At 68.5% G+C, this 25,862-nt stretch carries 29 protein-coding genes and 2 pseudogenes; 19 read left to right on the forward strand and 12 right to left on the reverse strand.

The window, feature by feature from the left end; all coding sequences use genetic code 11:
• Positions 1 to 214: 214 nt before the first annotated feature.
• Positions 215 to 619, reverse strand: a complete 405-nt coding sequence (locus HALOF300_RS15935) for a hypothetical protein (protein ID WP_156741894.1) — start codon at positions 617 to 619, stop codon at positions 215 to 217.
• Positions 620 to 645: 26 nt separating this feature from the next.
• The gene (locus HALOF300_RS15940) at positions 646 to 1,218 is read right to left on the reverse strand and encodes a hypothetical protein (protein ID WP_156741895.1); all 573 of its coding nucleotides are present in this window, start codon (positions 1,216 to 1,218) and stop codon (positions 646 to 648) included.
• A gap of 305 nt (positions 1,219 to 1,523) precedes the next feature.
• Between HALOF300_RS15940 and HALOF300_RS15945 the strand changes: the two genes are divergently transcribed.
• From HALOF300_RS15945 to HALOF300_RS15965, 5 genes and pseudogenes are all read left to right on the forward strand, one after another.
• Positions 1,524 to 1,676: a hypothetical protein gene (locus tag HALOF300_RS15945; RefSeq protein ID WP_156741896.1), complete on the forward strand. Its 153-nt coding sequence runs from the start codon at positions 1,524 to 1,526 to the stop codon at positions 1,674 to 1,676.
• A 24-nt stretch (positions 1,677 to 1,700) separates the two neighbouring features.
• The gene (locus tag HALOF300_RS15950) at positions 1,701 to 1,958 is read left to right on the forward strand and encodes a hypothetical protein (RefSeq protein ID WP_156741897.1); all 258 of its coding nucleotides are present in this window, start codon (positions 1,701 to 1,703) and stop codon (positions 1,956 to 1,958) included.
• Positions 1,959 to 1,980: 22 nt separating this feature from the next.
• Positions 1,981 to 2,118: pseudogene (locus HALOF300_RS15955) on the forward strand (CpaF family protein); the annotation flags it as partial.
• 99 nt (positions 2,119 to 2,217) lie between these two features.
• Positions 2,218 to 3,084: a hypothetical protein gene (locus HALOF300_RS15960; protein ID WP_156741898.1), complete on the forward strand. Its 867-nt coding sequence runs from the start codon at positions 2,218 to 2,220 to the stop codon at positions 3,082 to 3,084.
• 26 nt (positions 3,085 to 3,110) lie between these two features.
• On the forward strand, positions 3,111 to 3,767 hold the full coding sequence (locus tag HALOF300_RS15965) for a hypothetical protein (protein ID WP_197522606.1): 657 nt from the start codon (positions 3,111 to 3,113) through the stop codon (positions 3,765 to 3,767).
• Here HALOF300_RS15965 and HALOF300_RS15970 read toward each other — a convergent pair.
• Positions 3,764 to 3,922, reverse strand: coding sequence for a hypothetical protein (locus HALOF300_RS15970; RefSeq protein ID WP_156741900.1), 159 nt, complete (start codon positions 3,920 to 3,922; stop codon positions 3,764 to 3,766). The genes HALOF300_RS15965 and HALOF300_RS15970 overlap by 4 nt on opposite strands.
• Before the next feature lie 647 nt (positions 3,923 to 4,569).
• Here HALOF300_RS15970 and HALOF300_RS15975 point away from each other — a divergent pair.
• Positions 4,570 to 4,796, forward strand: a pseudogene (locus HALOF300_RS15975) (CpaF family protein); the annotation flags it as partial.
• Between the two features lie 216 nt (positions 4,797 to 5,012).
• On the opposite strand, the gene HALOF300_RS15980 reads toward HALOF300_RS15975, so the two are convergent.
• Positions 5,013 to 5,237 (reverse strand): hypothetical protein, encoded by a 225-nt coding sequence (locus tag HALOF300_RS15980; RefSeq protein ID WP_156741901.1) that lies wholly within the window; start codon positions 5,235 to 5,237, stop codon positions 5,013 to 5,015.
• Between the two features lie 343 nt (positions 5,238 to 5,580).
• On the opposite strand from HALOF300_RS15980, the gene HALOF300_RS27560 reads away from it, so the two are divergent.
• The 9 genes from HALOF300_RS27560 (at position 5,581) to HALOF300_RS16020 (ending at position 12,070) form a co-directional block, all read left to right on the forward strand.
• A complete protein-coding gene (locus tag HALOF300_RS27560; RefSeq protein ID WP_269455299.1) occupies positions 5,581 to 5,715 on the forward strand; it encodes a hypothetical protein in 135 nt (44 codons plus the stop codon).
• Positions 5,716 to 6,941: 1,226 nt separating this feature from the next.
• Positions 6,942 to 8,168, forward strand: coding sequence for a CpaF family protein (locus tag HALOF300_RS15985; RefSeq protein ID WP_156741902.1), 1,227 nt, complete (start codon positions 6,942 to 6,944; stop codon positions 8,166 to 8,168).
• 4 nt (positions 8,169 to 8,172) lie between these two features.
• On the forward strand, positions 8,173 to 9,033 hold the full coding sequence (locus tag HALOF300_RS15990) for a type II secretion system F family protein (RefSeq protein ID WP_156741903.1): 861 nt from the start codon (positions 8,173 to 8,175) through the stop codon (positions 9,031 to 9,033).
• A complete protein-coding gene (locus HALOF300_RS15995; RefSeq protein ID WP_156741904.1) occupies positions 9,030 to 9,971 on the forward strand; it encodes a type II secretion system F family protein in 942 nt (313 codons plus the stop codon). Before HALOF300_RS15990 ends, HALOF300_RS15995 begins: the two co-directional genes overlap by 4 nt.
• Positions 9,972 to 9,985: 14 nt before the next feature.
• Positions 9,986 to 10,168: a hypothetical protein gene (locus HALOF300_RS16000; protein ID WP_156741905.1), complete on the forward strand. Its 183-nt coding sequence runs from the start codon at positions 9,986 to 9,988 to the stop codon at positions 10,166 to 10,168.
• Complete coding sequence (locus tag HALOF300_RS16005; RefSeq protein ID WP_156741906.1) at positions 10,165 to 10,533, forward strand: TadE/TadG family type IV pilus assembly protein; 369 nt, start codon at positions 10,165 to 10,167, stop codon at positions 10,531 to 10,533. The genes HALOF300_RS16000 and HALOF300_RS16005 overlap by 4 nt, the downstream gene beginning before the upstream one ends.
• The gene (locus tag HALOF300_RS16010) at positions 10,530 to 11,003 is read left to right on the forward strand and encodes a TadE/TadG family type IV pilus assembly protein (protein ID WP_231955456.1); all 474 of its coding nucleotides are present in this window, start codon (positions 10,530 to 10,532) and stop codon (positions 11,001 to 11,003) included. The genes HALOF300_RS16005 and HALOF300_RS16010 overlap by 4 nt, the downstream gene beginning before the upstream one ends.
• A complete protein-coding gene (locus HALOF300_RS16015) occupies positions 11,000 to 11,473 on the forward strand; it encodes a hypothetical protein (RefSeq protein WP_408636861.1) in 474 nt (157 codons plus the stop codon). The genes HALOF300_RS16010 and HALOF300_RS16015 overlap by 4 nt, the downstream gene beginning before the upstream one ends.
• A gap of 39 nt (positions 11,474 to 11,512) precedes the next feature.
• Positions 11,513 to 12,070 carry a TetR-like C-terminal domain-containing protein gene (locus tag HALOF300_RS16020; RefSeq protein WP_156741907.1) on the forward strand — a complete coding sequence of 186 codons (558 nt, stop codon included), beginning with the start codon at positions 11,513 to 11,515 and terminating at the stop codon, positions 12,068 to 12,070.
• A 411-nt stretch (positions 12,071 to 12,481) separates the two neighbouring features.
• On the opposite strand, the gene HALOF300_RS16025 is transcribed toward HALOF300_RS16020, so the two are convergent.
• The 6 genes from HALOF300_RS16025 to HALOF300_RS16050 all read right to left on the reverse strand — a co-directional run bounded on the left by HALOF300_RS16025 (position 12,482) and on the right by HALOF300_RS16050 (position 18,640).
• Positions 12,482 to 13,927, reverse strand: a complete 1,446-nt coding sequence (locus tag HALOF300_RS16025; protein ID WP_156741908.1) for a pyridoxal phosphate-dependent decarboxylase family protein — start codon at positions 13,925 to 13,927, stop codon at positions 12,482 to 12,484.
• A complete protein-coding gene (locus HALOF300_RS16030) occupies positions 13,924 to 15,363 on the reverse strand; it encodes an MFS transporter (protein ID WP_156741909.1) in 1,440 nt (479 codons plus the stop codon). Before HALOF300_RS16030 ends, HALOF300_RS16025 begins: the two co-directional genes overlap by 4 nt.
• 148 nt (positions 15,364 to 15,511) lie before the next feature.
• Complete coding sequence (ehuA, locus tag HALOF300_RS16035; protein ID WP_156741910.1) at positions 15,512 to 16,306, reverse strand: ectoine/hydroxyectoine ABC transporter ATP-binding protein EhuA; 795 nt, start codon at positions 16,304 to 16,306, stop codon at positions 15,512 to 15,514.
• Positions 16,293 to 16,940, reverse strand: a complete 648-nt coding sequence (gene ehuD / locus HALOF300_RS16040) for an ectoine/hydroxyectoine ABC transporter permease subunit EhuD (RefSeq protein WP_197522607.1) — start codon at positions 16,938 to 16,940, stop codon at positions 16,293 to 16,295. Before ehuD ends, ehuA begins: the two co-directional genes overlap by 14 nt.
• Positions 16,940 to 17,704, reverse strand: coding sequence for an ectoine/hydroxyectoine ABC transporter permease subunit EhuC (gene ehuC, locus HALOF300_RS16045; protein WP_156741911.1), 765 nt, complete (start codon positions 17,702 to 17,704; stop codon positions 16,940 to 16,942). Before ehuC ends, ehuD begins: the two co-directional genes overlap by 1 nt.
• 12 nt (positions 17,705 to 17,716) lie before the next feature.
• Entirely contained in the window at positions 17,717 to 18,640 is a 924-nt protein-coding gene (locus HALOF300_RS16050) for a transporter substrate-binding domain-containing protein (protein WP_197522608.1), read from the reverse strand.
• 380 nt (positions 18,641 to 19,020) lie between these two features.
• On the opposite strand from HALOF300_RS16050, the gene HALOF300_RS16055 reads away from it, so the two are divergent.
• Both HALOF300_RS16055 and HALOF300_RS16060 read left to right on the forward strand, forming a co-directional pair.
• Positions 19,021 to 19,596: an HhH-GPD-type base excision DNA repair protein gene (locus HALOF300_RS16055; RefSeq protein ID WP_156741912.1), complete on the forward strand. Its 576-nt coding sequence runs from the start codon at positions 19,021 to 19,023 to the stop codon at positions 19,594 to 19,596.
• Between the two features lie 310 nt (positions 19,597 to 19,906).
• On the forward strand, positions 19,907 to 21,274 hold the full coding sequence (locus HALOF300_RS16060) for a multidrug effflux MFS transporter (RefSeq protein WP_231955459.1): 1,368 nt from the start codon (positions 19,907 to 19,909) through the stop codon (positions 21,272 to 21,274).
• A gap of 83 nt (positions 21,275 to 21,357) precedes the next feature.
• On the opposite strand, the gene HALOF300_RS16065 is transcribed toward HALOF300_RS16060, so the two are convergent.
• Positions 21,358 to 21,495: a putative transporter small subunit gene (locus HALOF300_RS16065; RefSeq protein WP_156741913.1), complete on the reverse strand. Its 138-nt coding sequence runs from the start codon at positions 21,493 to 21,495 to the stop codon at positions 21,358 to 21,360.
• 16 nt (positions 21,496 to 21,511) lie between these two features.
• Positions 21,512 to 23,188, reverse strand: coding sequence for a sodium:solute symporter family protein (locus HALOF300_RS16070; RefSeq protein WP_156741914.1), 1,677 nt, complete (start codon positions 23,186 to 23,188; stop codon positions 21,512 to 21,514).
• Positions 23,189 to 23,614: 426 nt separating this feature from the next.
• Here HALOF300_RS16070 and HALOF300_RS16075 point away from each other — a divergent pair, with 426 nt between their 5' ends.
• Together HALOF300_RS16075 and HALOF300_RS16080 are read left to right on the forward strand one after the other, a co-directional pair.
• Positions 23,615 to 25,111: an aldehyde dehydrogenase family protein gene (locus tag HALOF300_RS16075; protein ID WP_156741915.1), complete on the forward strand. Its 1,497-nt coding sequence runs from the start codon at positions 23,615 to 23,617 to the stop codon at positions 25,109 to 25,111.
• Positions 25,108 to 25,862 (forward strand): phosphotransferase (locus HALOF300_RS16080; protein WP_156741916.1); only part of this gene is annotated, 755 nt, incomplete at its 3' end. The genes HALOF300_RS16075 and HALOF300_RS16080, both read left to right, overlap by 4 nt.

Below are 25,862 nucleotides of genomic sequence, written 5' to 3' on the forward strand. Positions count from 1 at the left end.
CCAGACCAGCCAACGCCACCCCAGCTGACTCCGCGGCCAGATTCGCGGGAACGGTGCGGTTTCGACGTACCGGTACGTTGGAATCGCACCACAACAGGGCGGGCCGAGAGTGGCATCGGACGGACAGCCTCTGGCGTCCTTAGTGATCTCAAAGTGCGGCCGTTGTCCACAGGCCGTCTCAGGCCGTGATGATTCGGCTAGGTTGTGACGCACTTCACTGCGGCAAAGGCGCGGTGCGGGGGTGATGGGAGACCCGATGGGCGAAGGGGTGGTACTCCTCGAAGAAGAGGTTTGTGCCGTCCTGGCGCCGACCCATGATCACGACCTTGGTGACGCTGTCCCGGGACTGGTTCCTCACGCTGACGGCACTGTCGAGCTCTGTGTAGTCGACCCCTTCAATCGTGACCACACGGTGGCTGGTCCATTGGCCTGAGACGATCACACGGCGGACCTCGGTCAGCAGCTCCTCCTCGGCGCGGTCACGGCGCTCGGCGGCGAGTGCTGCCTCCGCTGCCTTACGCCCACGCAGCTCGACGAAGAACGGCAAGCAGGGCACGACGGCGGCCAGGACCGTTCCGATAGCAGTGACCCATAGCAGCGCGACTTCCAGGCCCGTCATACCGGACGCTGCGAGTGGGCGAATGGCTACCCCTCGGCGGTGATGGACGATGCCAGTTGGTCGCCGTCGAGGCGGACCACGTCGCCGTCGGTGTACCGAGCCCAGCGGCGCCCGGACACGTCGGTGAACTCGACCCAGCAGCGCGGGCGCTCGATGCTGCTGCCCACGTCGGGGCCGCTTGCCGTCGCCACCTTCTCCTCGCCCGGTTTGATGATCTGCCAGGGCATCTCCGTGAGCATGGTGCCGATTGGGGTGTTCACGACCAGCTCGAAGACTGGGTTGTCCGAGTGGTTGGTGACGTGCACAGCCAGGTCGAACATCGTGACTCGTTCGCTGCGTACAGGTCGTGCTTCCAACTGCGGCCACACGGCGATGCGTCGGACTCCGGCCAACAGCTCCTCCTCGGCACGGCGGCGCTCAGCCTCCCGCTGACGCCTGAGCTCGGCGTCGAGCGCGTCTTGCGCTGCCTTGCGGTCGCGGCGCTCCACCAGGAAGAGCACGAGGGGTACGCCAGCCGCGAGCAGCGTGACGAAGCCAACCGCGATGTTGACCCAGAGCGCCTGCAACTCGTACGTGCCCGACAGCGTAGGAGCCCCCACCGACACGTGTGGGCGAATCGGTAGGAGGTGCCGTGGTCCAATGGCCGATCAATGTCGGTGGAGGGCCGCTACTGTGCGGTCGCATGATCACCCCCTGACACACCCTCGTTCCAACACCCTGCGTTCCGGTGCCCACACTGCCACTCCATCGCACAACAGGACTCGATGGCCTGCACGGCCGTCGACGACGATGGCGGCGAGTACTCGGCCGGTATCTCGATGGCTACGTGCTTCGTCTGTAAGCAGAGTTCGTACTGGCGGCATGTGCACTCGATGCGGGGCACGGTGGAGTCCTCATCTACCCAGTGGCGGAGCGCGGCGGCCCGGACCCCAGCCCGGACATGCCCGAGGATGTGGCTCAGCTCTACGAGGAGGCGTCGACAGTTGTCGGCCTGAGCCCACGCTCGGCATCGGCACTCCTGCGGCTGGCGCTGGAGGCCCTGCTCAAGGGACTGTAGTCAGGCGAGACCAGCCTGAACCAAATGATCGGCGCCGCGGTACGCGACGGTCTGCCGCAAGGCGTTCAGCAGACCATGGACGTCCTTCGGTTCAGCGGCAACCAGTCGGTACACGAGGTCCACCACGATGACACGCCCGAGACCGCGGGGACCCTGTTCAACCTGCTGAATCTGGTGGTCGAGCGGCTAGTGACGCAGCCAAAGCAGCTCGACGAGCTTTACTCGGGGCTACCCGAAGGAGTCCGCGACTCGATCGCGCGCCGGGATGCAGCTACGCCCTAGAGACCCTATTGCAGCTTTGGCTCCGGGCAAGGTGTTCGTCGCCCGGAGCGGTCGCGCGGAGCTGACCAACACGATCCTCACGGAGGTCGCGATCCGGGACCTGGTGGAGCGGATGCTGCGGCCCTCCGGGCGCCGCCTGGACCTCTCCAATCCTGCAATTTGAAATATCTGTGATACCTCCCACTCGCCAGACGGCAAATCTGCCGGATTTCACCGTTTCCGAGACGTATGTCGGTGCCTCGGGCCAGACTCAGCGACTATGGCGCGAACCACCGGACTGTTCCAGGCCCCCGAGGACCTGCAGACGCTCTACGAAGACATCCCTCCCCACCTGCGGCTGCCTCTTCAAGAATGGGTGGGGCAGGCGCTGCGCAACATCGATGGGTCCAACTCACACGCCGGAGCCCGCACGGCGTTCGGTGCCTATGACCTCCAGTTCCGTCCCTCGGACCCGCTGCTCATGCGGCTCGAAAGACGCGGCTCCTGGCAAGAGGTCATCGCCGCACTCAATGACCGGGAGTTTCTGCAACTCATCGATTGGTGCTTGCTCCCAGAGGTGTGGTCCAACCTTCGCCGCGACCTGGACACCTTCCTCCTCAAGGGCGGGAGCGCTTGGACGGTCTACGACCGCACGGACGAGAACGACAACGACGAGTTCGGCCTTGAGCGCAGAGTCCCCGAGGGTGTCCAGGTCGCTGCTGAGGCCACCATCGCGAGCGCCGGACACGCTGGCGAGCGGCTCGCTCAAGCCTGGCACCACGCCTTCGGGGTGAACCCCAACCCGAGTGCTGCGTACCGTGACGCCATCCGCGCCGTCGAGGACGCGATGAAGAACGCGGTCTCCCCGAACGACAACACAGCCACGCTGGGCAAGATGCTCGCCACGATCGAGAGCCAGAAGAACTGGACACTCCCGCTACAGCGGACCGACCCCCGAGCCGAGCCCGCCGTCGTGATCGTCGGGATGCTCCGCGCACTCTGGGTCGGGCAGGCCGACCGCCACGGCGGCGATCCGGCCCCAGCCCTCGCGATCACTCAGGAGGCGGCCGAGACAGCCGTGATGCTGGCGGTCCCGCTCGTCCACTGGTTCACGTCGGGCCACGCAGCGCGGCGCAGCGGCACATGAAGGCAGGATCAGTCACGTGGGCGCAGGTGCTCATCAGCACGCTGCCTGCCGTTCTCGCGCTCGTCGGTGTGCTTTGGGGCGCTGCGCGAAACCGGAAGGCGATGATCGAAGCGGAGACCGCGCGTTCGAAGTCGACAATCGAGGCCGAGAACCTCCGGCACCAGAACGGGCTAGACGCCGAGGATCGGCGGTGGCTCTGGGGTGCGAAGTCGAAGGCGTACTTCATGGCGATCGAGGCATCGGTACGGCTCACGGTGGGCGCACAGCAAGCGGTCTGGTTCGATCGTCCGGATCAGACCGGCACGGGGCCCACCAATTCCGAGGCTGTCCGCGTGCGGGTGGAGCAGTACAACGTGGCGAAGAACGACCTCAGTCACGCGCGCTCGGAGATACTGGCGGTTGGCAACCCTGACCTGGCGGACCTGGCGAACAGGGTCATCGCGGCCGCGAAGCGGTATCTCCACATCTCCAGGCTGAACTTCGAGAGCCGGGCCGCGTGGGAGATGCACCCCGACCGACTGGCTCGACTCGCAGCCATGAGCGAGGTTCGGCACGACCTGATCACGGCGATCAGGAGTGAGTTCGGTGCAGGTGCGCTGCACGAACCATCCGAGGATGAGCCGCTATCCGACTGGAGCGATCACGCCGAAGTGTCACCGACCGACGTGCCTCAGGACCACTAGGACACCACCAGCAGCCGCTCGCGCAGGCCGGTGAGGTCATTGATGTGGTCCCACGCCGTGGCGTTCGGATCGCTCGCGCCGGTCACGGCCCACCCGCGCAGGTTGACCAACTGGGTCGGGCTCAGGCTGCGCCGGGGCACGTCCAGGTGGGTCATCAGCGCGCGCTCCATCGCCGGTTGGCCCAGCCGCGCCGATGGAGACCACGGCGGCGTCGCACGGTGGGCACAGGTAGCCCTCGATGGGTCGGGGGGCCGCGCCCGCCGAGTCCGGACGGGACGGATGCGGCCGGTGGGGAGGTGCCGCTGGATCCAGATGTCCACCTCCCCAGGCTCGAACCACAGCCCCCGGCGTCCGGTGAACCTGTAGGCGGGCAGGCCCGGGGCCACATAGGTGCGTACAGCGCGCTCACTGACCTCAAGGCGATTGGCGGTCTGGGCGACAGAGACGAGATTGGACGCGAGTGCTCCTGGGGAGACACGACGCCCGCCCGCCGCTCGCGTTCAGCGGCCTCAGGAGAGGTACGTCTGTTCGTGCATCTCGGGGCGGACTTCGTCTGGAAGCCCGCCCGATGTGGTGTGCCGTTCTGCTCGCTGGTCTTCCGGATGCTCGGTGCCCGCGAGGTCCACGCTCCCGAGCAGTCGAACGGCTGACTCTCAGGTGAGGAGCACGAGTTACCGTGCTCCTTCAAGTCTACAGTTCTGCAACGAGCGGCACCATGCCGCAGCCGCCATTTTGCACCGTTCTCCGGGCCTCACAGGGCCACTCTGCGCTTCGTCGTTTCCATATGTAGTTCTACGGATTCGACCTGAGCAACCCCTTCGTGGATGCTTCGCTGCCCGGCGGGGATCGATTGCACGCCGTCATCCCTGATGTCACGCGCAGGCCCTGGGCGATCAACGTTCGCAAGTACGTGGTGCGGGCCAAGCTGGTCGCCGACCTCGTGTCGCTCGGCTCGCTCACGGCAGCGGCGGCGACCTTCTTGGAGGCCGCGTGGTGTCCGGCCTGAACATCCTCGTGTCCGGAGCCACAACCCCAGCAGGAAGCAGGTACTTTAGTTGGTGGCGCGTCGGAGCCAGTTGCTACTTAGCCAGCGCTGCGCGGCGCAGGCCTCCACGTTTACGCGCGTGGCGTTCGGCGATGCCTCAGCCGTGGAGGTGTCCGCAGGGGGCATTGTGTACGCGACGATCTCGCTGATGGCGGCGAGTGCAGGGCGCTTGAGGTGCTTCTCTTTCGCGCCAAGCTCGGCTAGCAGCCAGATCGCCGCGACCTGCTCCGCAGTGCCATTGCCATCAGTCCTGCCACGCGCTGCGCATACGCCGCAACGGTCACGAACCGGTCGGTTCCGTCGAGGCGGCGCTTCAAGGCTAGATCGCGTGTCGCGGTCCAGGCGGTACCGAGTACCGCAGCGATCCCGCCCAGCACGATCAAGACGGTGTCGCCATGCTCCATCGCGAGCTCCTGCCAGTTCATGTCGGGGATTCTATGCAGCCGTTGGATGTGACCCACATCGTGTACACGGTGCGACATCCCCTAGCGGCAAACCTGTTCATTGGATCGGTCCGCGCCTGAGTCGCAACTGGACGTTCCGCCCACGGCGGAAACTCGTCCCGCGTGTCGTTCCCTCAATACACGGCTGCGCGGCCTCATTCTGATATTGGCGCGTTCAAGGAGGCCCGCCCCTCCGACGCGCAGCCGCCCGCCGCGAGGCCTGTCTAGAGCAGCGGTGTGCCGGGGTGAGGTCCGGCGCCGAGCAGTGCCCCGCTTGGGGAAGCGTGGGGCACGTCTGCAGGTGGCTGGGGAAGGAGGACCATCGATGGCGAAGAACTCGAAACAGACGAGCGCCAAGGTCGCGAAGCAGGCCAGTAGCATCCTGCGTGACGGCCGCACGAGCGCGAAGAGCAAGTCTGTCGCGGCGTCAGCGCTGGCGCAGGCCAAGAAGGGCAAGTAGCCCTCGCAACGGCCCCTGGCTGACCCACCCGGCCAGGGCTCTACGCTCTGACCCACGAGCCAATTCACACCTCGAGTGCAGGCACGCAGGCAGGGCGCTAGGACAGATTGTCCGGGCGCTACCGTCCTCTCCGTAAAGGTCAATTCAAGAGCCGCACGAGGCGATTCCGGTGCTATACGTTCGTCGGAGTCGACGGCCGCCAGATGTCGACGGCCTGGTACTTCTGGGCGCACCGGACGTCGTTCTACCTCACCAACGAGGACGTCGGCGGGCTAAAGGTCAGTCTCCATGGGCGCGACCCTAGGCACCTTGGTCGGGAGCACTACCGCATCGAGCCGACGAGTTTTGGCGACGGACTCCACGGGACCGACCGGGTCATGCTCCTCCCACCCCGCACCGGCTGGCCGCTCCGATTCGCGGGACAGCGCAGCGGGCCGCAGCGGGCAAGGAGACCTGGTGCTCCGGCTACGCGTGACACACGCCGCGAACTACCTCGGCATCCCCCAACTCCGGCACCAGAGATGCCCAGTAGCGCGAAGATCGCGCTGCCCCCGCCCTTGAATGGCTGGGCCAACGACTTTGACTTGACCTTCTCGCAGGTGCCCGTGGGTTGGTATGCCGCCAATACTCACGACAACTGGATCGTCCTCAAGCATGCCGGAACCACGATCCACATCGGACGGGCGCAACCCGGCTTCATGATCCACAGCGACGATGGAGTGGTGCTGCGCGGCGACTCTCGCCGTCGTTGGACCGACTGGTACCCCACGCCGTCTCATCTGCGGGCACCCCCGGCCGAGTCGCCTGCCAGCGCGCGCCGCGCAGTTTCCATAGATGTGGATGACGATGGGCTGCTCTGGATCGTGGAGCAGGCCACGACGCCCAGCCTGGTCGACTCGCGCCCCGCTGTGGGACGCGGTCAGACGGCGAAACGGTGGGGTGGTCCTGGCCCACTGTCGACCTCATGGCGGCGCGGGCAAATCGGGCCGATAGCGATTAGCTCGGCTCACCGCTGGACCAGCAAGAGTCGGTGACCTGCATTCGACAGTGACGCGAGGTAGGGGAGATAAGGACCTGGTTCCTCGCAACAGTGACGGAGGTTGGCTATCGTTCGGATTTGAGGGCGTCGGAGTTATCCACAGGCCTTCTCACGCCGTGATGATTCGGCTAGGTTGTGACGCACTTCACTGTGGCAAAGGCGCGGTGCGGGGGTGATGGGGGACCCGATGGGCGAAGGGGTGGCACTCCTCGAGGAGGAGGTGCGCGAACTCATCCGCCGACGAGGGCTGGACCCCGAGCGTGACGACGTGGGTGTGCGCGGACTGATCGCGGCCGCGGTCGCGGACTACGAGGAGCGCTCGCTACTCGGTCTGGTGCCACGCCTCGACGATCTCGACCTCACCACCAAGAGCCTGCACGACGTCATCAGCGGCCTCGGTCCGTTGCAGCAGTACCTCGACGACCCGGAGATCGAGGAGATCTGGATCAACGAGCCGGGCAAGGTGTTCGTCGCGCGAAGCGGCCGCGCGGAGCTGACCAACACGATCCTCACGGAGGTCGCGATCCGGGACCTGGTGGAGCGGATGCTGCGGTCCTCCGGGCGCCGCCTGGACCTGAGCAACCCCTTCGTGGACGCCTCGCTGCCCGGCGGGGAGCGATTGCACGCTGTCATCCCTGATGTCACGCGTCGGCACTGGGCGATCAACGTTCGCAAGTACGTGGTGCGGGCCAAGCGGGTCGCCGACCTCGTGTCGCTCGGCTCGCTCACGGCGGAGGCGGCGACCTTCTTGGAAGCCGCCGTGGTGTCCGGCCTGAACATCCTCGTGTCCGGAGCCACCCAGGCTGGCAAGACGACCATGGTGAACGCCCTCGCCGGTGCGATCCCCTCGAACGAGCATGTCATCACCTGTGAGGAGGTCTTCGAACTCCAACTCGCGGCCAGGGACGTGGTCGCCATGCAGTGCCGGCAGGCCAACCTCGAGGGCACGGGGGAGATCCCGCTGCGCCGGCTGGTGAAGGAGGCGCTCCGAATGCGCCCCGACCGGCTGATCATCGGGGAGGTCCGCGAGGCGGAGGCTCTCGACCTGCTCATCGCGCTCAACGCCGGTATCCCGGGGATGTGCACGATCCACGCGAACTCGGCACGGGAGGCGGTGGTCAAGATGACGACCCTCCCGCTGCTGGCCGGGGAGAATGTGTCCGACCGCTTCGTGGTGCCAACCGTCGCCGCCGCCGTCGACCTCGTCGTACACCTCGACCTCGACTCCCAGGGACGCCGTCGCGTTCAGGAGATCATCGGACTGTCCGGCCGGTCCGAGGGCGGGATCATCGAGATCACCACTCTGTTCGAGCGACGCGACGCCCAGCTCACCCGGGCCAGTGGCTTCCCGCCGCATGAGGAGCGATTCACACGGGCCGGATTCCGGCTGCAGGAACTCCTGGCGGCGGGCTGAGGGAATGGGCACGGTCGCGGGTCTGCTGCTCGGGGTGGGCCTGCTGTGCATCTGGTGGTCGTTCTGGCCCCAGCAGCAGCCGCGCCAACGGCGATCGACTCAGCGTGGCGAGCGCACCCAGGATCTGCTGGTCCAGGCGGGAATGCCGGGTGTGCGGCCGGCCGCCTTCTACGGCACCAGCGTCGCGATCGGCCTGGTCACGTTCGTGGTCGCGGCTGCCGTGACCGGTTCGCCGACGATCGCGGCAAGCTTCGCGGTGCTGGTCGCGCTCGCCCCGGGCGCGTATGTGCGCTCCCGAGCCCGACGGCGACGTACCGAACTGCGTGAGCTCTGGCCCGAGGTGGTCGACGACCTGAACTCGGGGATCCGCGCCGGTATGTCACTGCCGGAGGCGCTGATCGGTCTCTCTGAGCGGGGTCCGGAGCCGATGCGAGCCGAGTTCCGGGCGTTCGCGGACGACTACCGGGCCACCGGCAGGTTCTCGGACGCACTCGACCGCCTCAAGGCTCGCCTCGCCGACCCGGTCGCGGATCGCCTGATCGAGGCGCTGCGGCTGACCAGGGACGTGGGTGGCACCGACCTCGGCCGGCTGCTTCGGACGCTCTCGGCGTTCCTGCGGGACGACCTGCGTGCCCGCGGTGAACTCGAGGCGCGTCAGTCCTGGACCGTGAACGGAGCACGTCTCGCGGCGGGGGCACCCTGGCTGGTGCTCGCCCTGCTCAGCACCCGCCCGGAGACAGCCGCCGCGTTCAATACGGCCCTCGGCGCAGCGGTGCTGCTGTGCGGCGCTGCCGCGTCCGCGGCCGCCTACCTGCTGATGGTCCGGATCGGGCGGCTGCCCGAGGACGTGCGGGTGCTTCGATGAGTCTCGAGAACCCCGCGCTGACCGGAGCCGCCTTGGGACTGATGTTCGGCGTCGGGCTCTGCCTGGTGCTCTGGCGCGTGTCGGCGCGTCGGGTCCGCCTGATCGACCGTGTCTCGCCGTACTTGCGTGACCGCCCGACGACCTCCCGTCTGCTCGTGACGCAGCAACCGATCACGCCGTTCCCGACGTTGGAGCGACTCCTGCGCCCCGTCGTCGCCGATGCCGCCCGGCTCCTTGAGCGGCTCGGTAGTTCCGCGGTGGGGATCCGTGGCCGCCTCGTCCGCGCCGGGTCCTCCGCCACGGTGGAGCAGTTCCGTACGGAGCAGGTCATCTGGGCCGCACTCGGCCTCACCGCCGGACTGGTCGCGGCGCTCGTGCTCGGGGTGGCCCGCGGAGCTGGGATCGTGCCGCTGACCGTCCTGGTCCTGCTCTGCGCGATCGGCGGGGCCCTGGCTCGCGACCAGTGGCTGAGCCAACAGGTGAGTGCGCGTGAGCGCCGGATGATCGCGGAGTTCCCGACCGTGGCGGAGTTGCTCGCGCTCGCGGTCGGCGCGGGGGAGGCGCCCGTGGCAGCCCTTGACCGCGTGTCGCGCACCACCACCGGCGAGCTCTCCGGAGAGATCGGGCGCACGCTGGCCGAGGTGCGGTCCGGCATCCCGCTCACGCAGGCGTTGGACCGGATGTCGGCGCGCGTCGCCCTGCCGAGCATCTCCCGGTTCACCGAGGGAGTCGCCACTGCCGTCGAGCGGGGCACGCCGCTCGCGGACGTGCTTCGCGCCCAGGCCCAGGATGCCCGAGAGGTGGGCCAGCGGGCGCTGATGGAGGAGGGCGGCAAGCGGGAGATCCTCATGATGATCCCGGTCGTCTTCGTGCTGTTGCCAACAAGTGTTCTGTTCGCGGTCTTCCCCGGGATATCCGTCCTGCGGGTGGGCCTGTAGACGAAGGGTGAATGATGAGAAGCTGGTCGAACGAACTACGACGGCGCCTGCGGGCCGAAGGCGACCGGGGCGACGTGCCCGGGTGGGTCCTGGTGACGCTCATGACGGCCGGTCTGGTGGTCCTGATCTGGGCACTGGCGGGCGAAGCGCTCACCCAGGTGTTCAACACCGCCATGGAGCGCGTGCTCGGCGCATGAGGTCCGAGCGGGGCTCCGCGGTAGTGGACTTCCTGCTGGTCTCCCTGCTGGTGACGATGCTGGTCCTGGGTGTGGTGCAGTTGGCGCTCACCCTGCACGTCCGCAATGTCCTGATCGACAGCGCTTCGGAGGGAGCCCGGTACGCGGCCCTGGATGGGAGTTCGTTGGCAGCCGGGCAGCAGCGGACCGCGGACCTGATCACCTCCACGCTGCCCGCCGTGTACGCGGAGAATCTTGCCGCCCGATACGTCACCTATGCGGGCGCGACCCTGGTGGAGGTACGAGTGAGTGCACCGATCCCGGTCCTCGGCCTGCTCGGGCCGTCGGGCGTGGTGCACGTGACCGGAAGGGCGGTCCAGGAGTGAGGCTCGCGGCGTGGCTCCGGGCCCGGCTGGATCGCGCCGGTGCGGCAGAACGCGGCAGCGCGGTCGTGGAGTTCCTTGGCATCTCCCTGCTGGTGCTGGTGCCGATCGTCTACCTGATCATCACCCTCGGCCGGATCGAGGCGGCCAGCTTCGCCGCCGAGGGCGCGGCACGCGACGCCGGCCGGTTGATCGCGGATGCCGAGACCATGGAGGAGGGCCTCGCGCTGGCGGCGCTCGCCGTCGAGCTGGCGTTCGCGGACCAGGAGATCGCGGTCGACGGCGGCGATGCTCTGACGGTGACCTGTGCCGAGGATCCTTGTCTGAGCCCGGGTGCCTACATCCACCTGAGGGTTGACACCACCGTCCGGCTGCCGGGGGCGCCGAGTTTCATGGCCGACGCGCTACCGATGGAGGTCGCGATCGAGGCGGAGGCCATGACCGCCGTGGACACCTACCGGGAGCAGCCGTGACGGGCATGGTCGCCCGTCTGCGCGAACGCCGGGAGGACGGGCAGATCCTGCTGCTGTCCCTGGTTTACGGGCTGGTCACGCTGGCGCTGGTGATGGTCGTCGCCTCGGTCGCCTCCGTGTACCTGGAGCGCAAACGCCTGTTGTCCCTGGCCGACGCACTCGCTGCGGACGCCGCCGATTCGGTGGACGAGGCGCAGTTCTACACCGGCGACCGTGGCTCCGTCGTGGACCTGCCGCTCTCGGACGAGTCCGTGCGGGCCGCCGTCGAGGAGTACCTGCGGGCTGCGCCGGCCGGCGTCACGGACGAGTTCGAGGCCTTCGCCGTCATCGATCCGACCGGGAGTCCCGACGGCGATATCGCCGAGGTCAGCCTCGGTGCCGTGAGCCGGCCACCGCTGGTGCCCTGGGTCCTGATCCCATGGTCGGACGGCATCCTCATCGAGGTCACCGCACACGCCGAAGCTGGCTGACCCGCCACAATCTGGTCAACGTCTAGATATGGTGGGGTCATGACCGGATACCACCACGGCGACCTGCCCCGACAGTTGCTCGCTGACGCCGCCGCGATGGCGGCGGAGATGGGGCCGGAAGCCATCACGCTGCGGGAACTCGCCCGTCGCTCCGAGGTGTCGCACTCGGCGCCGGTGCATCACTTCGGCACCCGGCAGGGTCTGCTCACCGCGTTGGCCGTCGAGGGCTTCCAGGCGCTGAACGACGCCCTGTCGGCGCACCGGGACGACATCCATGAGATGGGCGTGACGTACGTGACCTGGGCCCTCGACCATCCCGGTCACTATGCGGTGATGTGGCAGCCGCGGCTGCTCAGTGGTTCGAGTGAGGACCTGGTGGACGCGCGCGACCGGGCCTGGGACCTGCTCTCCGCGACCGTTGCCCAGAGCGCCCCCGGCGACCGTGACGATCCTGACGAGGGGACGGATGCCTATGCCGCGTTCGCGATCGTCCACGGTCTGGCCGGACTCTGGCTCAGCGGGGCACTGCCCTACCCGGAGGATGCGACTGCACGGGCTCGGCACGTGGTCCGGCGCCTGGGCCTCGATCGTCGTTGATTTGACGCGACGACGGCGAGTTCTTGACGCCATCGAGGCGGACTGGCGCGACGGGCGGTCACAGAGGGAGACCTTGACCACAAACGGCCCACGCACCTGCGGTACTTGAAGCATCACGCGTCTACTCTTGATTGCGTGGGCGTTCGTCCCGCTGCAGGCGCCCGAGGGTGTGCTCTGAAGACTCGCCACTGAACGGAGCAACCATGCGTTACCTGAACTGGTTCGTCGATGCGATCATCCCTTCCGCCGAACGTTCCGAACATGTCGACCGATTGCCGCTGTTCTTCAAGCAGTTCTGAGCAAACCGGTCATCGGAAGCCCCGACGCACCCCGAAGGTGCGGGCGGGGCTTCGTCCGTTCGGGGGGTGCGGGCCCACGCAGCCGGGTCACGTGCGTGCTCCGGTCGCGCTGCTAACCCGCGGGCGCAGGCTCGACGAGTCGTGCCAACAACTCCGTGAGCAGTCGCTCGGCGAGCGCAGGCGGGGTGATCTCGATGATCGCCAACAGCGGGGCCAGAGCGTCCGGGAGCGCGCCCTCGGCGCCTATGCCGAAGCCGGCGAGGATCACGGCGGCTGTGTCGGAGTCGAGGGGACCGGTGAGCGGCGGCAGCTGACCGAGCAGCGCAGTGGCATCGACGTGCGGGACACCGCGCACGGCGTCGGCTCCTGCCGCTAGCGCCGCGAGCAGCTCTGGTAGCACCCGCTCGGTGACCGGGGTGATGGTGAGGTGCGTCGTCGAACCGATGGCGCCGTTCGCCGGCTGCAACTGCAGCGTGAAGCCGAGGCCGCGCACGACGTCCGCCCAGTGGTGCGGGTCGACGCGGGCTGCGGCGGGCACCGCCGGGTCGGCGGCGACCGCGAGGAGTGGGCCGACCGGATCTCCGAGTACCCGCAGCCCTTCGATCGCCGCGATCGCGTCGAGGATGACGTCGGTCGAGCGTCGGGTCGAGTCCACGAGTCCCTGGAAACCAGGCATCCCGAGAGCGCGGGTGATCGCCCAGGCGGCAGCGAGGGGGCCGGCCGACCGGGAGCCGAGGATCGTCGGGTTGACCACCGGGTAGCCCGGCCACCGGGTGGTGGCGAAGTACTGCAGGCGCTGCCGGTCGCGGCCACGCTGCAGCAGCACCGAGGCGCCCTTCGGCGCGTAGCCGTACTTGTGCAGGTCCACGCTCACGCTCGTGACGCCGGGGACGGCGAAGTCCCAGGCCGGCAGGTCCGGCCAGAACGGCAGCACGAGCCCGCCGATGCAGGCGTCGACGTGCACGTCGATGCCGCGGACGGCCGCGAGTTCGGCGACCGCTGCGATCGGGTCGAGGGCAGCGACAGGGTACGAGGGTGCCGAGACCACGACCAGGGCCACCTCCGCCCCGAGCCGTGCCTCAAGGTCGCCGACCGCCACCACACCTTCGCTGGAGACCGGGACCAGGTCGAGGGTCAGCCCGAAGTAGTGGGCCGCCTTGTGGAACGCGGCGTGCGCGGTGGCGGGCATGACCAGCCGCGGCGTGCCCGACCCGCCCGCGGCCACCCAGGCGTCCCGGGCGGTCTTGACGGCAAGCAGGCACGACTCGGTGCCACCGGTCGTGACGGTGCCCACGACGTCGGCGTCGCCGTGCAGCAGGTCGCGCACGAACGCGATGACATCGCGTTCGAGCGCCGCCACCGACCCGAACGTGGTCGGGTCGAGTCCGTTGACGGGCTGCATCAGGCGCGTGGCATCGGCGGCGAGTTGGTCGAGTTCGGCCACCCCGGGGTCGTAGACGTAGGACAGCACGCGTCCACCGTGCGTCGGAGCATCGTGCTCGCGTAGCGCGCGCAGCTGCTCGAGGATGGTTGCCGGCTCTTCGGCGAAGGTGCTCATGCGGTGGGGGCTCCGTTCGGCGGGGCGGGTTCGGAGGCCACGCGGTGCGTGCTCTCGTCGATGTCGGATCTGCGCAGCGGGTAGCGCGCGAGCGAGAGGAGGCTGCCGAACATCAGCGCCGCCGGGATGGCACTGAAGCTCACGATGATGCCGACGATCGCGCTCTCGGGCTGGGTCACGCTCTGTCCGGCGACGGTCGGGATGAATCCGGTGACGGCGAGCACGATTGAGGCGATGGTGCCGCCGAACGCGAGCCCGGCGGTCTCACCGGCGGTCCAGACGCCACTGAACGTGCCGGCTCGGCCGGGTCCGTTCCGCGCCGCGTCGTGGGCGACCGTGTCCGGCAGCATCGCCAGGGGTAGCGACTGCAGGCCCGCGTACGCCGCGCCGGCGAGCGCTACCGGCGCGTAGAGCCACGGCCCCGGGAACCAGATGAGCAGGATGAGCGACAGCGCCGCGACGGCGAACACGACCGTCGCGATCCGCAGTGCCCGCTCCTTGCCGATGCGGCGCGAGAGCGCCGCCCACAGCGGCGTGACGAGGAGAGCTGGGGCGATGAGCGACAGGAACAGGACGAGTACACCGGCGCCGAGGATCTCGGCGGCCACGTAGGCGACTCCCGCGAGCATGAGCCCGATCGCGAGCGCCTGGATGACGAAGGTGACGAGCAGCGCACGATAGGGCGCACTGCTGCGCACCGCCGACCAGCCGCGCCGGTAGTGCATACCCGGGCCCACCTTCGGGGCGGCGGGACCGTCGACCGACGCTGGGGCCGGCACCACCGGCTCCGAGGTGCCGCGCGCGCTGCGCTCCACCGTCGAGGCGATGAGGAACGCGACTGCGAAGATGAGTCCCGCGACGCCCGCCATCACGAGGTAGCCGAGGTACTCGGTTCCGCCGCTCGCGGTGACGAGCCCGACGATCTCGGTCGCCCCGCCCCCGAAGGCGAGGATCGCGAGGGCGAGCACGATGACGCGTGCCGAGATCAGCCGGGTGCGGTCGTCGTAGCCGTCGACGAGTTCGGCCGGGAGGGCGATGTAGGGCACCTGGAAGAAGCTGAACGCAGTGGCCGCGAGCAAGAACCCGATGAGCACCCATGCGGCCGAGGCGAGCTCCGGCAGACCTGGCGGCACCGTGAAGGTGAGTACGAAGAACACCGGCAGTCCGATGGCGCCGAGCACCATGAAGGTGCGACGCGCCCCGGTGCGGGCGAGACTGCGATCGCTTCGCGCACCGATCCAAGGGTCGATGATCACGTCCCAGATCTTCGACACCGTGAACGCTGCGCCGGCGAAGGCGGGGTTCACTCCGAGCGTGTTCGTCATGTAGATGAGCAACACCAGGCCGGGCAGAGTGCCGAAGCCCCCGGTCCCGACCGAGCCGATCGCATAGCGGACGACGGTGCCGCGTCCCAGGGCGGATGTGGGCGGGGCCATGGTCCGAACCCTAGAGGGGATCGGTCCCCTGAACTCATCGATCGCGGCATTCACCGCGCCGGTGCCCGGCACTCGACGAAGCCCACCGCACCCTGGGGTACGGCGGGCGTCGTCGACGGCCAGGCGGGTGCGTGCACCGCCGGGACTGCTACAGCACGGCCTGCAGGAACGCTCGGGTGCGCTCGTTCTCCGGGGCGGTGAACATGACGTCGGGAGAGGCCTCCTCGACGATGCTGCCGCCGTCGAACATCAGCACGCGGTGCGAGACGTCCTGGGCGAACTGCATCTCGTGGGTGACGATCAGCATCGTGATGTCGGTGCTCTTGGCGACGTCCCGCAGCACTCCGAGGACCTCGCCGACCAGCTCCGGGTCCAGGGCCGAGGTGACCTCGTCCAGGAGCAGGATCTCGGGATCCATGGCCAGGGCCCGGGCGATCGCCACGCGCTGCTGCTGTCCACCCGAGAGGCGGGTGGGGTGCTCGTCGGCCTTGTCCGCGAGCCCGACCTGGTCCAGCAGTTCCAGCCCGCGGGCGCGGGCCTGGTCCTGGGACCTGCCGAGCACGTGCACCGGAGCCTCGGTGATGTTCTCCAGCACGGACATGTTCGGGAACAGGTTGAACTGCTGGAACACCATCCCGATCTTCTGGGTGGTCCGGGCGACGTCCTTCGACCGGCGTTCCACCCGGCGACCGTTCACTTCCATGTGGGTGAGCGGCTCGCCGTCGACGAACATGTACCCGCCGGTGAGGTGCTCGAGCGTCATCACCAGGCGCAGGATCGTGGTCTTGCCCGATCCGGACGGCCCGATCAGGGTGACCCGCTCGCCGCGCTGGACGTCGAAGTTCAGGTCGTCCAGCACGGTGTGGTCGCCGAACTTCTTGACGACGTTCTCGAAGCGGATCGCCGGTTGTCCGGCGACCGCGGTGGAATCAGTAGGTGGCAAGGCGCTTCTCCATTCTGCGCAGCAGGACCGAGATCGGGTAGCTGGCGGCCAGGAAGATCAGGCCGGCCATCGTGATCGACTCGGTGTAGACAAAGGTTCGCGATCCGTAGTTCTCGGCCTGCCGCACCATGTCCACGACGAAGATGACCGTGAGGTAAGGGGTGTCCTTGAGCATCGAGATCACCCAGGTGCCCAGGGCCGGCAACGTGGTCCGGAGGGCCTGAGGGATGACCACCTTGCGCCAGGTGCGTGCGGGGGACAGGGACAGGGCCTTGGCGGCTTCCCACTGGCCCTTCGGCACGGCGTCGATCCCGGAGCGGTACACCTCGGCCATGTAGCTGGCGTAGTGCACGCCCAGCACGATCACACCGAGCGTCATGCCGTCGACGGAGGTGAACGTGTAGAAGACGAACAGCAGTTGGATGACGATGGGCGTCATCCGGATGAACTCCATGATCGCGTGCACCGGCGCCGCGATGAACGCCGGCGCGGTGCGGCGCACGATCGCGACGATCAGGCCGAGCACGGCGGCGATCGCCGAGCCGATCAGGGTCGCGACGAGCGTGACCTTGACGAAGGCCACGAGCAGTTCGGGGAGCACCTCGATGGCGCGGTCCCAGCTCCACCAGTCCATCAGGCGACCCCCGCCCCGCCGCTGCCCGCGTTCGCGGCCGGCTTCGGATCCGTCGTCGCCTTGTCGGTGATGCGCACGCTGAACAGGCCGCCCTTCGGCGGACCCTGGCCGAGCCGGCGCTTCGCGTGGCGCTCGAGCGCGTTCGCGCCGAGCACCATGGCATAGGAGATGAGGAAGTAGATGATCATGCCGACGCCGTAGGCGAAGAACGTGTTGCCGGTCTGCTGACGCAGTTGGTCGGTCTCCCAGGTGAGGTCGTGCATGAGGATGATGTAGGCGACGGCGGTGCCCTTGAGGAGCATCACGGCCAGGTTTGCGAGCGAGGGGATCATGATCGCCCAGGCCTGCGGCCAGATGATCTTGCGGAGCTTGCGCACCGGGCTCAGCGAGAGCGCGGTCGCGGCCTCCCACTGACCCTTGGGCACGGAGTTGATCGAGCCGCGGACCACCTCTGCGGCGTAGGCGCCGTAGTTCAGGCCGAGAGCCAGTACCCCGCAGAGCAGCGCGTCCAGCTTGATGCCGAAGAGTGGCATGACGTAGAAGAACCAGAACAGCTGCACCAGCAGCGAGGTACCGCGGAAGAACTCGATGAGGACCCGGGCGGGCACCCGCGCCGGCCAGCGCGGACTCCGTGCCGCCAGGCCGAGGACGATGGCGATGACGAACGCGAGCACGACGCCCCCGACCGTGAGCTGCAGCGTGATGAACACGCCGCTGCGCAGGTCGGGGAGCGCCGCGATCAGCGCATCGATGTTGTCATTCATAGGCTGGCTGAATCAGCCGATGTCGCCCGCGCAGAACTGCTCGGTCGTGATCTCACCGGTTGGGCGCTCCTCGGCGGTGAAGCCGAAGTCGCCGACGACCTCGAGGTAGGAGGCCTCGTCACCGACGATGCCCGCGAGCTGCTCGTTGTAGGCGTCGCGCAGATCGGTGTCGGACGGGCGGAACACGGTGCCACCGGCACCCACCTGGTCGACGCCGTCGATGTTCGCGACGAAGGACTCGGTGACCTCGATCGGGGCGTCCGGGTTGTTGTCGGCCATCCAGTTGAGCGAGATGCCGGTGAGGGCGAAGACGTCGGCGCGGCCGTTGACCACGGCGTCCAAGCCGTCCTGCGGGTTCCCGACCTCCATCGCGGAGATGCCGAGGTCGGTCGCGTAGGTGGCCTCGATGGCGCCGGTCAGGGCGGCCACCTGAACGCCGGAGTCGACGATCGACTGCATGTCGGTCAGACCCTCCGGGTTGCCCTCGGGGACCATCAGCGCGGTCGTGTACATGAACTCCGGGTCGGAGAAGATGGCCTGCTCGCAGCGCTCGGGCAGGATCGACATCCCGGCGGCGATCACGTCGAACCGGCCCGCGTTCAGACCCTGGATCAGCTGGCCGAACTCGGCTTGGACGCCCTCGACGTTCTCGATGCCGAGTTCGTTCCAGATCCGCTCGTGCAGCGCGACGGTGGCGCCGGTGAGTTCACCGCCGTCCTCGAAGCTGTACGGGGCCTCGCCGGCGAACCCGACGGTGATCGTGCCCTCCTCCTGCAACTGCTCGAGGGTCAGCGCCTCGCCGCTGCTGCCGCCGGTGTCGCCACCGTCGGTCCCTCCACCTTCGGCGTCGCCGCCACCCCCGCAGGCGGCAAGCCCGAGTGCGACGGCTCCCGCCGTCGCGAACATCGCGGCCTTGCGGCGCGAAGTGATTGTCATCATGGTCCCTTCGGTTGGACGAGGCATAGCCTCCCGGCGGTGCGACCACTGGGGCGCGCGGCACCGGACGGGTCACCCCGACGGTCATGGTGTCGATCCACCGTAGGCGGGTCCCTGAGGGGCTACAAACGCCGAATTCGGCCATTTTTCGGCTGTCGGAGCCTCCGAGGACGATTTGCTCTCAGCCGCATGCTCATGCGCCTGAGAGCAAACTGCACGGCGGCCGATCCGGGCCCGATCCGGGCCTGATTCGATGCCATTCATTGTTACTCTGTTGAGACAACCTCCACATATTTCAAACCTTCCATTGAGCAAGGCTTTGCTAAAACATGGGTTGATCGGCGGTGGTCAGAGCCCGTGACGGGTGGCAGGATCGGCACATGGACCTCCACCTGACCGGCGACGCGGACGCTGACACCCTGCTCTCCTCCGACCCCCTCGCGCTCCTGATCGGCATGCTTCTCGACCAGCAGGTGGCGATGGAGACCGCGTTCATCGGGCCGCGCAAGATCGCCGAACGAGTGGGCGGTATCGACGCCGCCACGATCGCCGGCATGGATCCCGAGGAGTTCTCGGCGCTGTGCGCTACACCCCCCGCGGTGCACCGGTTCCCTGGCTCGATGGCCGGACGTATCCAGGCCCTGTGTGCCGCGATCGTGACCGAATACGACGGCGACGCGGCCCGGATCTGGACGGCCGGCGAGCCGGACGGCGCCGAGGTGCTGCGCCGGCTGAAGTCGTTGCCCGGCTTCGGCGAGCAGAAGGCGAAGATCTTCCTCGCCCTCCTCGGCAAGCAGGCGGGCCTGGCGGCGGCAGGGTGGCGAGAGTCCGCCGGCGCCTACGGCGAGGCCGGCTCGTTCCGCTCGATTGCGGACGTCGTGGACCCCGAGTCCCTGCTCAAGGTCCGCGAGACCAAGCGCGCCGCGAAGGCGGCGGCGAAGGCCGCCAAGGGCTGAGATCGGCGGCTCCCGACGGCGGGGCCGGTCGGGCCGCTCCGGCGGGCTCCGCAATCGGTCCGGGCGTGCTCCGGAGGTGCCGTCGCGACCGGCGCCGCCAGCGTTGTTCGCTGGCCGTTCCATGGTTGTTTGCGGACTACCGGTTGACCCGGACGGGCTGCGGTGAATCGCGCCGCGGAACTGTCGCCAGCATCACAGGAACCCCGACACGAAACGATTCGACTTCGGCCCGCCGAGCGCCGACAATAGATCTTGCCGAGGGTCTGTTCCCGGCGCGCCCGATCATCCTTCCGCCCACGGGAATCCTCGATTGACTGCTGACACCTCACCCTCGCGCGTCCACGCGCCGACGCCCGGTGCCCCCTCCTCCGACGACCTGATCGACCCGGCCATGACCGCCGACCAGCTCGCCCCCGCCGTCGCCGCCGTCCCACCGGTGCCGCCGGTCCCGGCCGACCCTGGCACCCCCGTCGCGGCCACCGCCAGGCGACGCGCCCCGGTGAAACTGATCCTGCTGCTCGGGGCGATGTCCGCGCTCGGAGCCCTGACCACGGACATGTACCTGCCGTCGCTGCCCGAGGTGGTCACGGATCTCGCCGCTGGCACGGCGTCGGTGCAGTTCACGATCACCGCGACGCTGATCGGTGGCGCACTCGGACAGTTGCTCATCGGCCCGCTCTCGGACCGGTACGGGCGCCGGCTGCCGGTGCTGGTCGGCCTGGTGGTGCATGTGGTGGCGTCGCTGCTGTGCCTGCTGGTCGCGGACGTGGCGCCGCTGATCGTGCTGCGGACGATCCAGGGCATGGGTAACGCCGCCGCCGGGGTGGTGGCCGTGGCCGTGATCCGGGACCGGCTCTCCGGCGCGGAGGCCTCCGCCGTGCTGTCCCGGCTGATGCTGGTGATCGGGATCGCCCCGCTGCTGGCCCCCACCATCGGCGGCATCATCGCCTCGATCTGGGACTGGAAGATGGTGTTCGCCGCGCTCGCCCTGTACGGGGTGATCCTGTTCTTCATCGTGGCGCGGTTCCTGCCGGAGTCGCTGCCCAAGGAGTTGCGCTCCACCAGCACCCGCGCGGTGATGGGCTCCTACGGGGTGCTGTTGCGGGACCGGCAGTTCGTTGCGCTCGCGCTGCTGCCCGGCCTGGGGATGGCGGCCCTGTTCGCCTACGTCTCCGGCTCACCGTTCGTGATCCGCGAGGGGTACGGCCTCAGCGAGCACCAGTTCTCCCTGCTGTTCGCGGTCAACGGCATCGGCCTCGTGCTCGGCGCGCAGGTCAACGCCGCGCTCGTGCGCCGGTTCGCGCCGATCCGGATCATGCGCCTGGCGCTGCCGATCGCCACGTTCTTCGCCGTGGTGCTGCTCGTTGTGGGCGTGACCGGCTTCGGCGGGCTGGTCGGCCTGTGCATCCCGCTCTGGCTGATGCTCGCGGTGAACTCGCTGGTACCACCGAACGCCTCCGCGCTGGCGCTGACCCGGCACGGCGAGCGCGCCGGCGCCGCCGCCGCCATGATCGGGTGTGCCCAGTCCGGCGTGGCCGGTCTGGTGGCCCCGCTGGTCGGCATGCTCGGCGGCACTGCAGCGGCGATGAGCGTCGTGATCGTGGCCGCCATGCTCGCCTCGCTCGCGGTGCTCGCGTTCGGCACCCCGGCGTACCGCCGTGGCGGCTGGACCGCCTGAGCGGCCCAAGCAAGCATGGACGACGGCGGCGCTCACCCCGCGAGGTGAGCGCCGCCGTCGTCCATGGCTTGTTCGGCAGACGATCAGATGATGTCGCGGCCCTCGCGGCGGGCCTCGAGCCAGTCCTTGATGAAGGCTCGGCCGATGATGAATAGGACCACGGCGACGATCACGGGCCACATCAGGACGTAGACCGTCAGGGCGATGGTGGAAATCGACATCTGTCTCTCCTCTCGATCAGGTGGTTGAGGCGGTGCCGGCGGCGACCGGCTCGTCGTCGGGGGTCTCGTCGAAGTCGCCGACCCGTTGCTTGATCAGTGCGAAGTCGAAACGCTCCCGGTTGCGCATGCTGATAGCCGTGCAGACGATCGTCGAGACCGAATACGCGACCAGCGAGGCGGTCAGGGTCGTGTACTCATGCAGCGTCCCGATGGCGAACGGCGCCGACGCGAGCGCCGCCACGGCGCCGGCGATCCGTCCGACCCGGGCTCCGAAGAACCCGAAGGCCATCAGCCCGATCACCACGCCGACGCCGATCACGGCCAGCACGTCCACGACGATGCCGAGTGCGCCGTCGAGCGGCACCAGCGAGAACCGGACCGGCAGGAACACCGCCAGCGCGGCGACCACCGAGATGGTGAACGCTTTGTTGGTGACCCGGTCCCAGTAGAAGCTGGCGATCACGGGGAACACGAGCGCCCCCCAGAGAGCGCCGACGAACACGAGCAGGTCCAGGATGCTCAGCTGCAGGCTCGCGAACGCGACCGCCGCGGCCGTGGCCACGATCATCGTGATCCGGCCGATCAGCAGCATGGTCTTCGGGTTCGCGTTCTCCTTGCCGACCGTCTGTCCGTAGCCGTCCGTCATCACGATCGAGGACAGGGCGGCAAGGTCGGAGTCGGCGGTGGAGGAGAGCGCTCCGATGATCATCACGAAGAACAGCACCAGCAGTGCCGGGGTCAGATAGGTCGCCGCCATCTGCGGCACCAGGTTGTTGACGTCCCCGCCGGCGGGCTCGATGCCGAGGTACAGGGCCAGGACGCCGAGCATCCCGACGCCGATCACCATGGCGCCGTACCCGAACGTGGCGGTGACGAACGTCTTCTTGATCAGGTCCTCACGCACCGCGAACAGGCGCTGGGCGATGGTCTGGTTGCCGATCGCGTACGCGAGCACGGCCGCGATGTACGGGGCGCCCTGGTTTAGGAACGCGTCGCTGGAGAAGAAGTTGCCCTGCTGCGGTGTCAGGTTTGCCGCGCCGGTCTCGAACGCCGCGGGGAAGTCGGCCGCGAAGAAGATGACCGGCACGATGATGACCACCGCGCCGAGCATCGCGACGACCTGCACGAAGTCGGTCAGCACCGACGCCCGGAAGCCGGACCAGAGGGTGTACAGCAGCACACCGCCGGCCACGGCGATCACGCCCTGGAAGAACGAGAACGGGGACAGCAGGCTGATCAGCGCGCCGCCGGCGATGAAGTTCGACATCAGGCTGATCACCGAGCCGACCACGTTCGAGCCCGCCAGCATCACCTGGCTGGAGCGACCGTGCCGGGCGTACATCACCTCGGCGAGGGTGTGGGCCTTCGGCGCCACCGTGCGGATCCGGCGCCCGAAGGGGTAGATGAACAGGATCATCAGAGCGCCCCACAGGCCGTAGTGGATCGGACCCGAGATCCCGTACGTGTAGCCGGACGTCGCGGATGCGTACATCGAGGACGCCCAGATCCAGGTCGCGGTCATGCTGGCGGCCGAGATGCCGAACCCGATGTTGTTTCCCGCCGTCATGTAGCCGTCGGCGTTCTCCTCCTTCTTGCCGATCCGGGTCGAGATGAGAAACGTGATGCCGTAGAACAACACCAGGATCACGACAACTGTCAGGACGCCGAACTGCACCTCTTCAGGGACGTTCACGCGTCACCTCCTTCGTCAGTAGGGATTCATCGAACGGGCGATGGCGCGTGGCAGCACAGAGAGTGAACTCGCGCGAACTCGGGTGCGCGGCCACCGGCCGAATGGTCTCGGGCCGGGGCGCCCGTGGGCGCACACGGGTCACTGGTGCGGAGAATCACATCCGTTCGGTCGTTCGGACTTCGACGCGCCGGCGGAAGGGCGCGCGGGTCGGTTGCGCGCCGGCATGGGCGACGCAGGGAGGCATTACCGTGGCGAGCGGGCGGTCAGCTCCGGTCGGTCCCGAACCAGCAATGCCAGAAGTTGACTCGTCAACTTCGGCGCTCTCGACCCTAGCAGAGGATGTGAACGTTCCAGTCGGGACGTGTGTCGAGGGCCCTCCGGCCGCGCTCGCTAGCGATTCGCGCCCGAAAGGGGCACAGTGGAGCAATGAGCGCGATCACCACCTCTACCCCGATGTCGGAGGTGCTGCAACTGCAGCGCTCCGCCTTCCACCGCGACGGCCCGCCCTCCGCCGCGCTGCGCCGGGACCGGATCGACCGGTTCGCGCACGCTGTCGTCTCCCACTCGGACGATCTGGTGGCCTCGATCTCGGCGGACTTCGGGCACCGCCCGGAGATCACCACACTGGTCTCCGACGTGTCCACCCTCGCCATCGAGGCCGAGCTCACCCGGGCCAGGGTGGGCGCGTGGATGCGCCCGCGGCATCCGTGGGGGCGGATCGGGGGAGCGGCGGGCCGCCTGGCCGGGATGCGCACGCAGGTGCAGCCGTCACCGCTCGGCGTGGTCGGCGTGATGGGGATCTGGAACTACCCGATCAACCTCACCGCGATCCCGGCGCTGTCCGCACTCGCGGCGGGCAACCGGGTGATGATGAAGATGTCCGAGCTCATCCCGAACACCTCCGAGGTGTTCGCGAACGCGATGCATGACGCGTTCGACGTCGAGGAGCTTGCCGTACTGACCGGCGATGTGACCGTCTCGGGCGAGTTCGCCTCGCTCGACCTGGATCACCTGTTCTTCACCGGGTCCGCGCGCACCGGCTCGGCGATCATGGCCGCCGCCGCGAAGAACCTGACCCCGGTCACGCTCGAGCTCGGTGGCAAGAACCCCGTGGTGATCAGCGAGAAGACCGCCGCCGATCGTTCCGCCATGCGCCGCGCCGCGGAACGGGTGGCCCTGTCCCGGATCGCCAACGCCGGCCAGACCTGCGTGTCCCCGGACGACGTGTACGTGCCGGAGCTGGCCACCCGCTCCTTCGTCCAGGAGGTCTTCAACGCCTGGGGCCGGGTGGTCCCGGACATGTTCGAGGAGAACGAGGTCACCACCCTCATCAACGACGCAGCCTACGACCGCGTGGTCAACCTCATCGAGGACGCCGCCGCCAAGGGCGCGCAGGTGATCGGGTCGATGCGCTCCGACGACGACGGTGAGGAGGCACTGCGCGCCGCTCGGATCCTGCCGCCCACGGTGATCCTCGGGGTCACCGACGAGATGGAGATCGCCCACGAGGAAGTCTTCGGCCCGGTGCTCGCCGTGCACACCTACGACGACGTCGACGACGTCATCGACCTCCTCGCCGAGAAGCCGGCCCCACTCGTGGCGACCTGGTACGGCCCGCACGACCCGGAGTTCGCCGCGTTCGTCGCGCGGACCCGCTCGGGCAGCGTGTCCCGCAACGACTTCGCAGTCTCCCAGTCCCTGCCGGGGATCCCGTTCGGGGGCGTCGGCCGCTCCGGGATGGGCGCCTACCACGGCAAGGCTGGGTTCGACACGTTCTCGCACCTGCGGGCCGTGGTCGGATCCGAACTGCCGATCTCGCTCGCGACCCTGGTGACCCCGACGGCCGACACCCGCCTGCTCAAGGTGGTGCGCCAGGGCATCGCCGGGTACACCAAGGTGCTCGAGCGCCGTCGGCGCCGGTGAGCTCGACGGACTTCGGTGCCGCCGGGCAGGGCGAGGTGCCGCTGCTCGGCGGCGACGTCAGCGACGGGCTGGTCCGCAAGGGTGCCACGGTGCGCCGACCCCGCGGGGCCCACAGCCCCGCCGTCGAGGCCTATCTGGCGCATCTGGAGGCGGTCGGTTTCGACGGGGCTCCCCGGTTCCTCGGCATCGATGCGGCAGGTCGCGAGGTGGTCACCTTCGTCGACGGTGAGATGGGCGGGCGGCCCGTGCACCGCTGGGCGGTGACCGAGGACGTCCTGGTCGACCTGGCCGTCCTGCAGCGCCGTCTCCATGACGTCTCGGTCGACGTGCCACTGCCCGACGGCGTCACCTGGCCCGAGCGCGTCGAGTTCGACGGCGTCCCGCGCGTCTTCGATGCCCCCGACGTGATCGGGCACAACGACGTCACCGTCGAGAACGTCATCTTCGCCCAGGGCCAGCCGGTGGCGCTGATCGACTTCGACATGGCCGGGCCCTCCACCCGCCTCCTCGATGTCGCCACCACGCTGTTGTACTGGGCCCCGGTGCGCCCGCCCGAGCGGCGCGACCCGGCGCTCGCCGACGTCGACACCGGCCGCCGGATGCGGATCTTCGCCGACGCCTACGGGCTGGACCGCTCCGAGCGTCTGCACCTGATCGAGGTCCTCGACCGCCGGTTCGCGCGGTCCTACCTCGCCATGGAGCACGCCGCCCGGACCAAGGGCGGGGGCTGGGCGCGGATGTGGGACGAGGG

The sequence above is a fragment of the Occultella aeris genome, from assembly GCF_902703175.1.
Lineage (GTDB): Bacteria > Actinomycetota > Actinomycetes > Actinomycetales > Beutenbergiaceae > Occultella > Occultella aeris.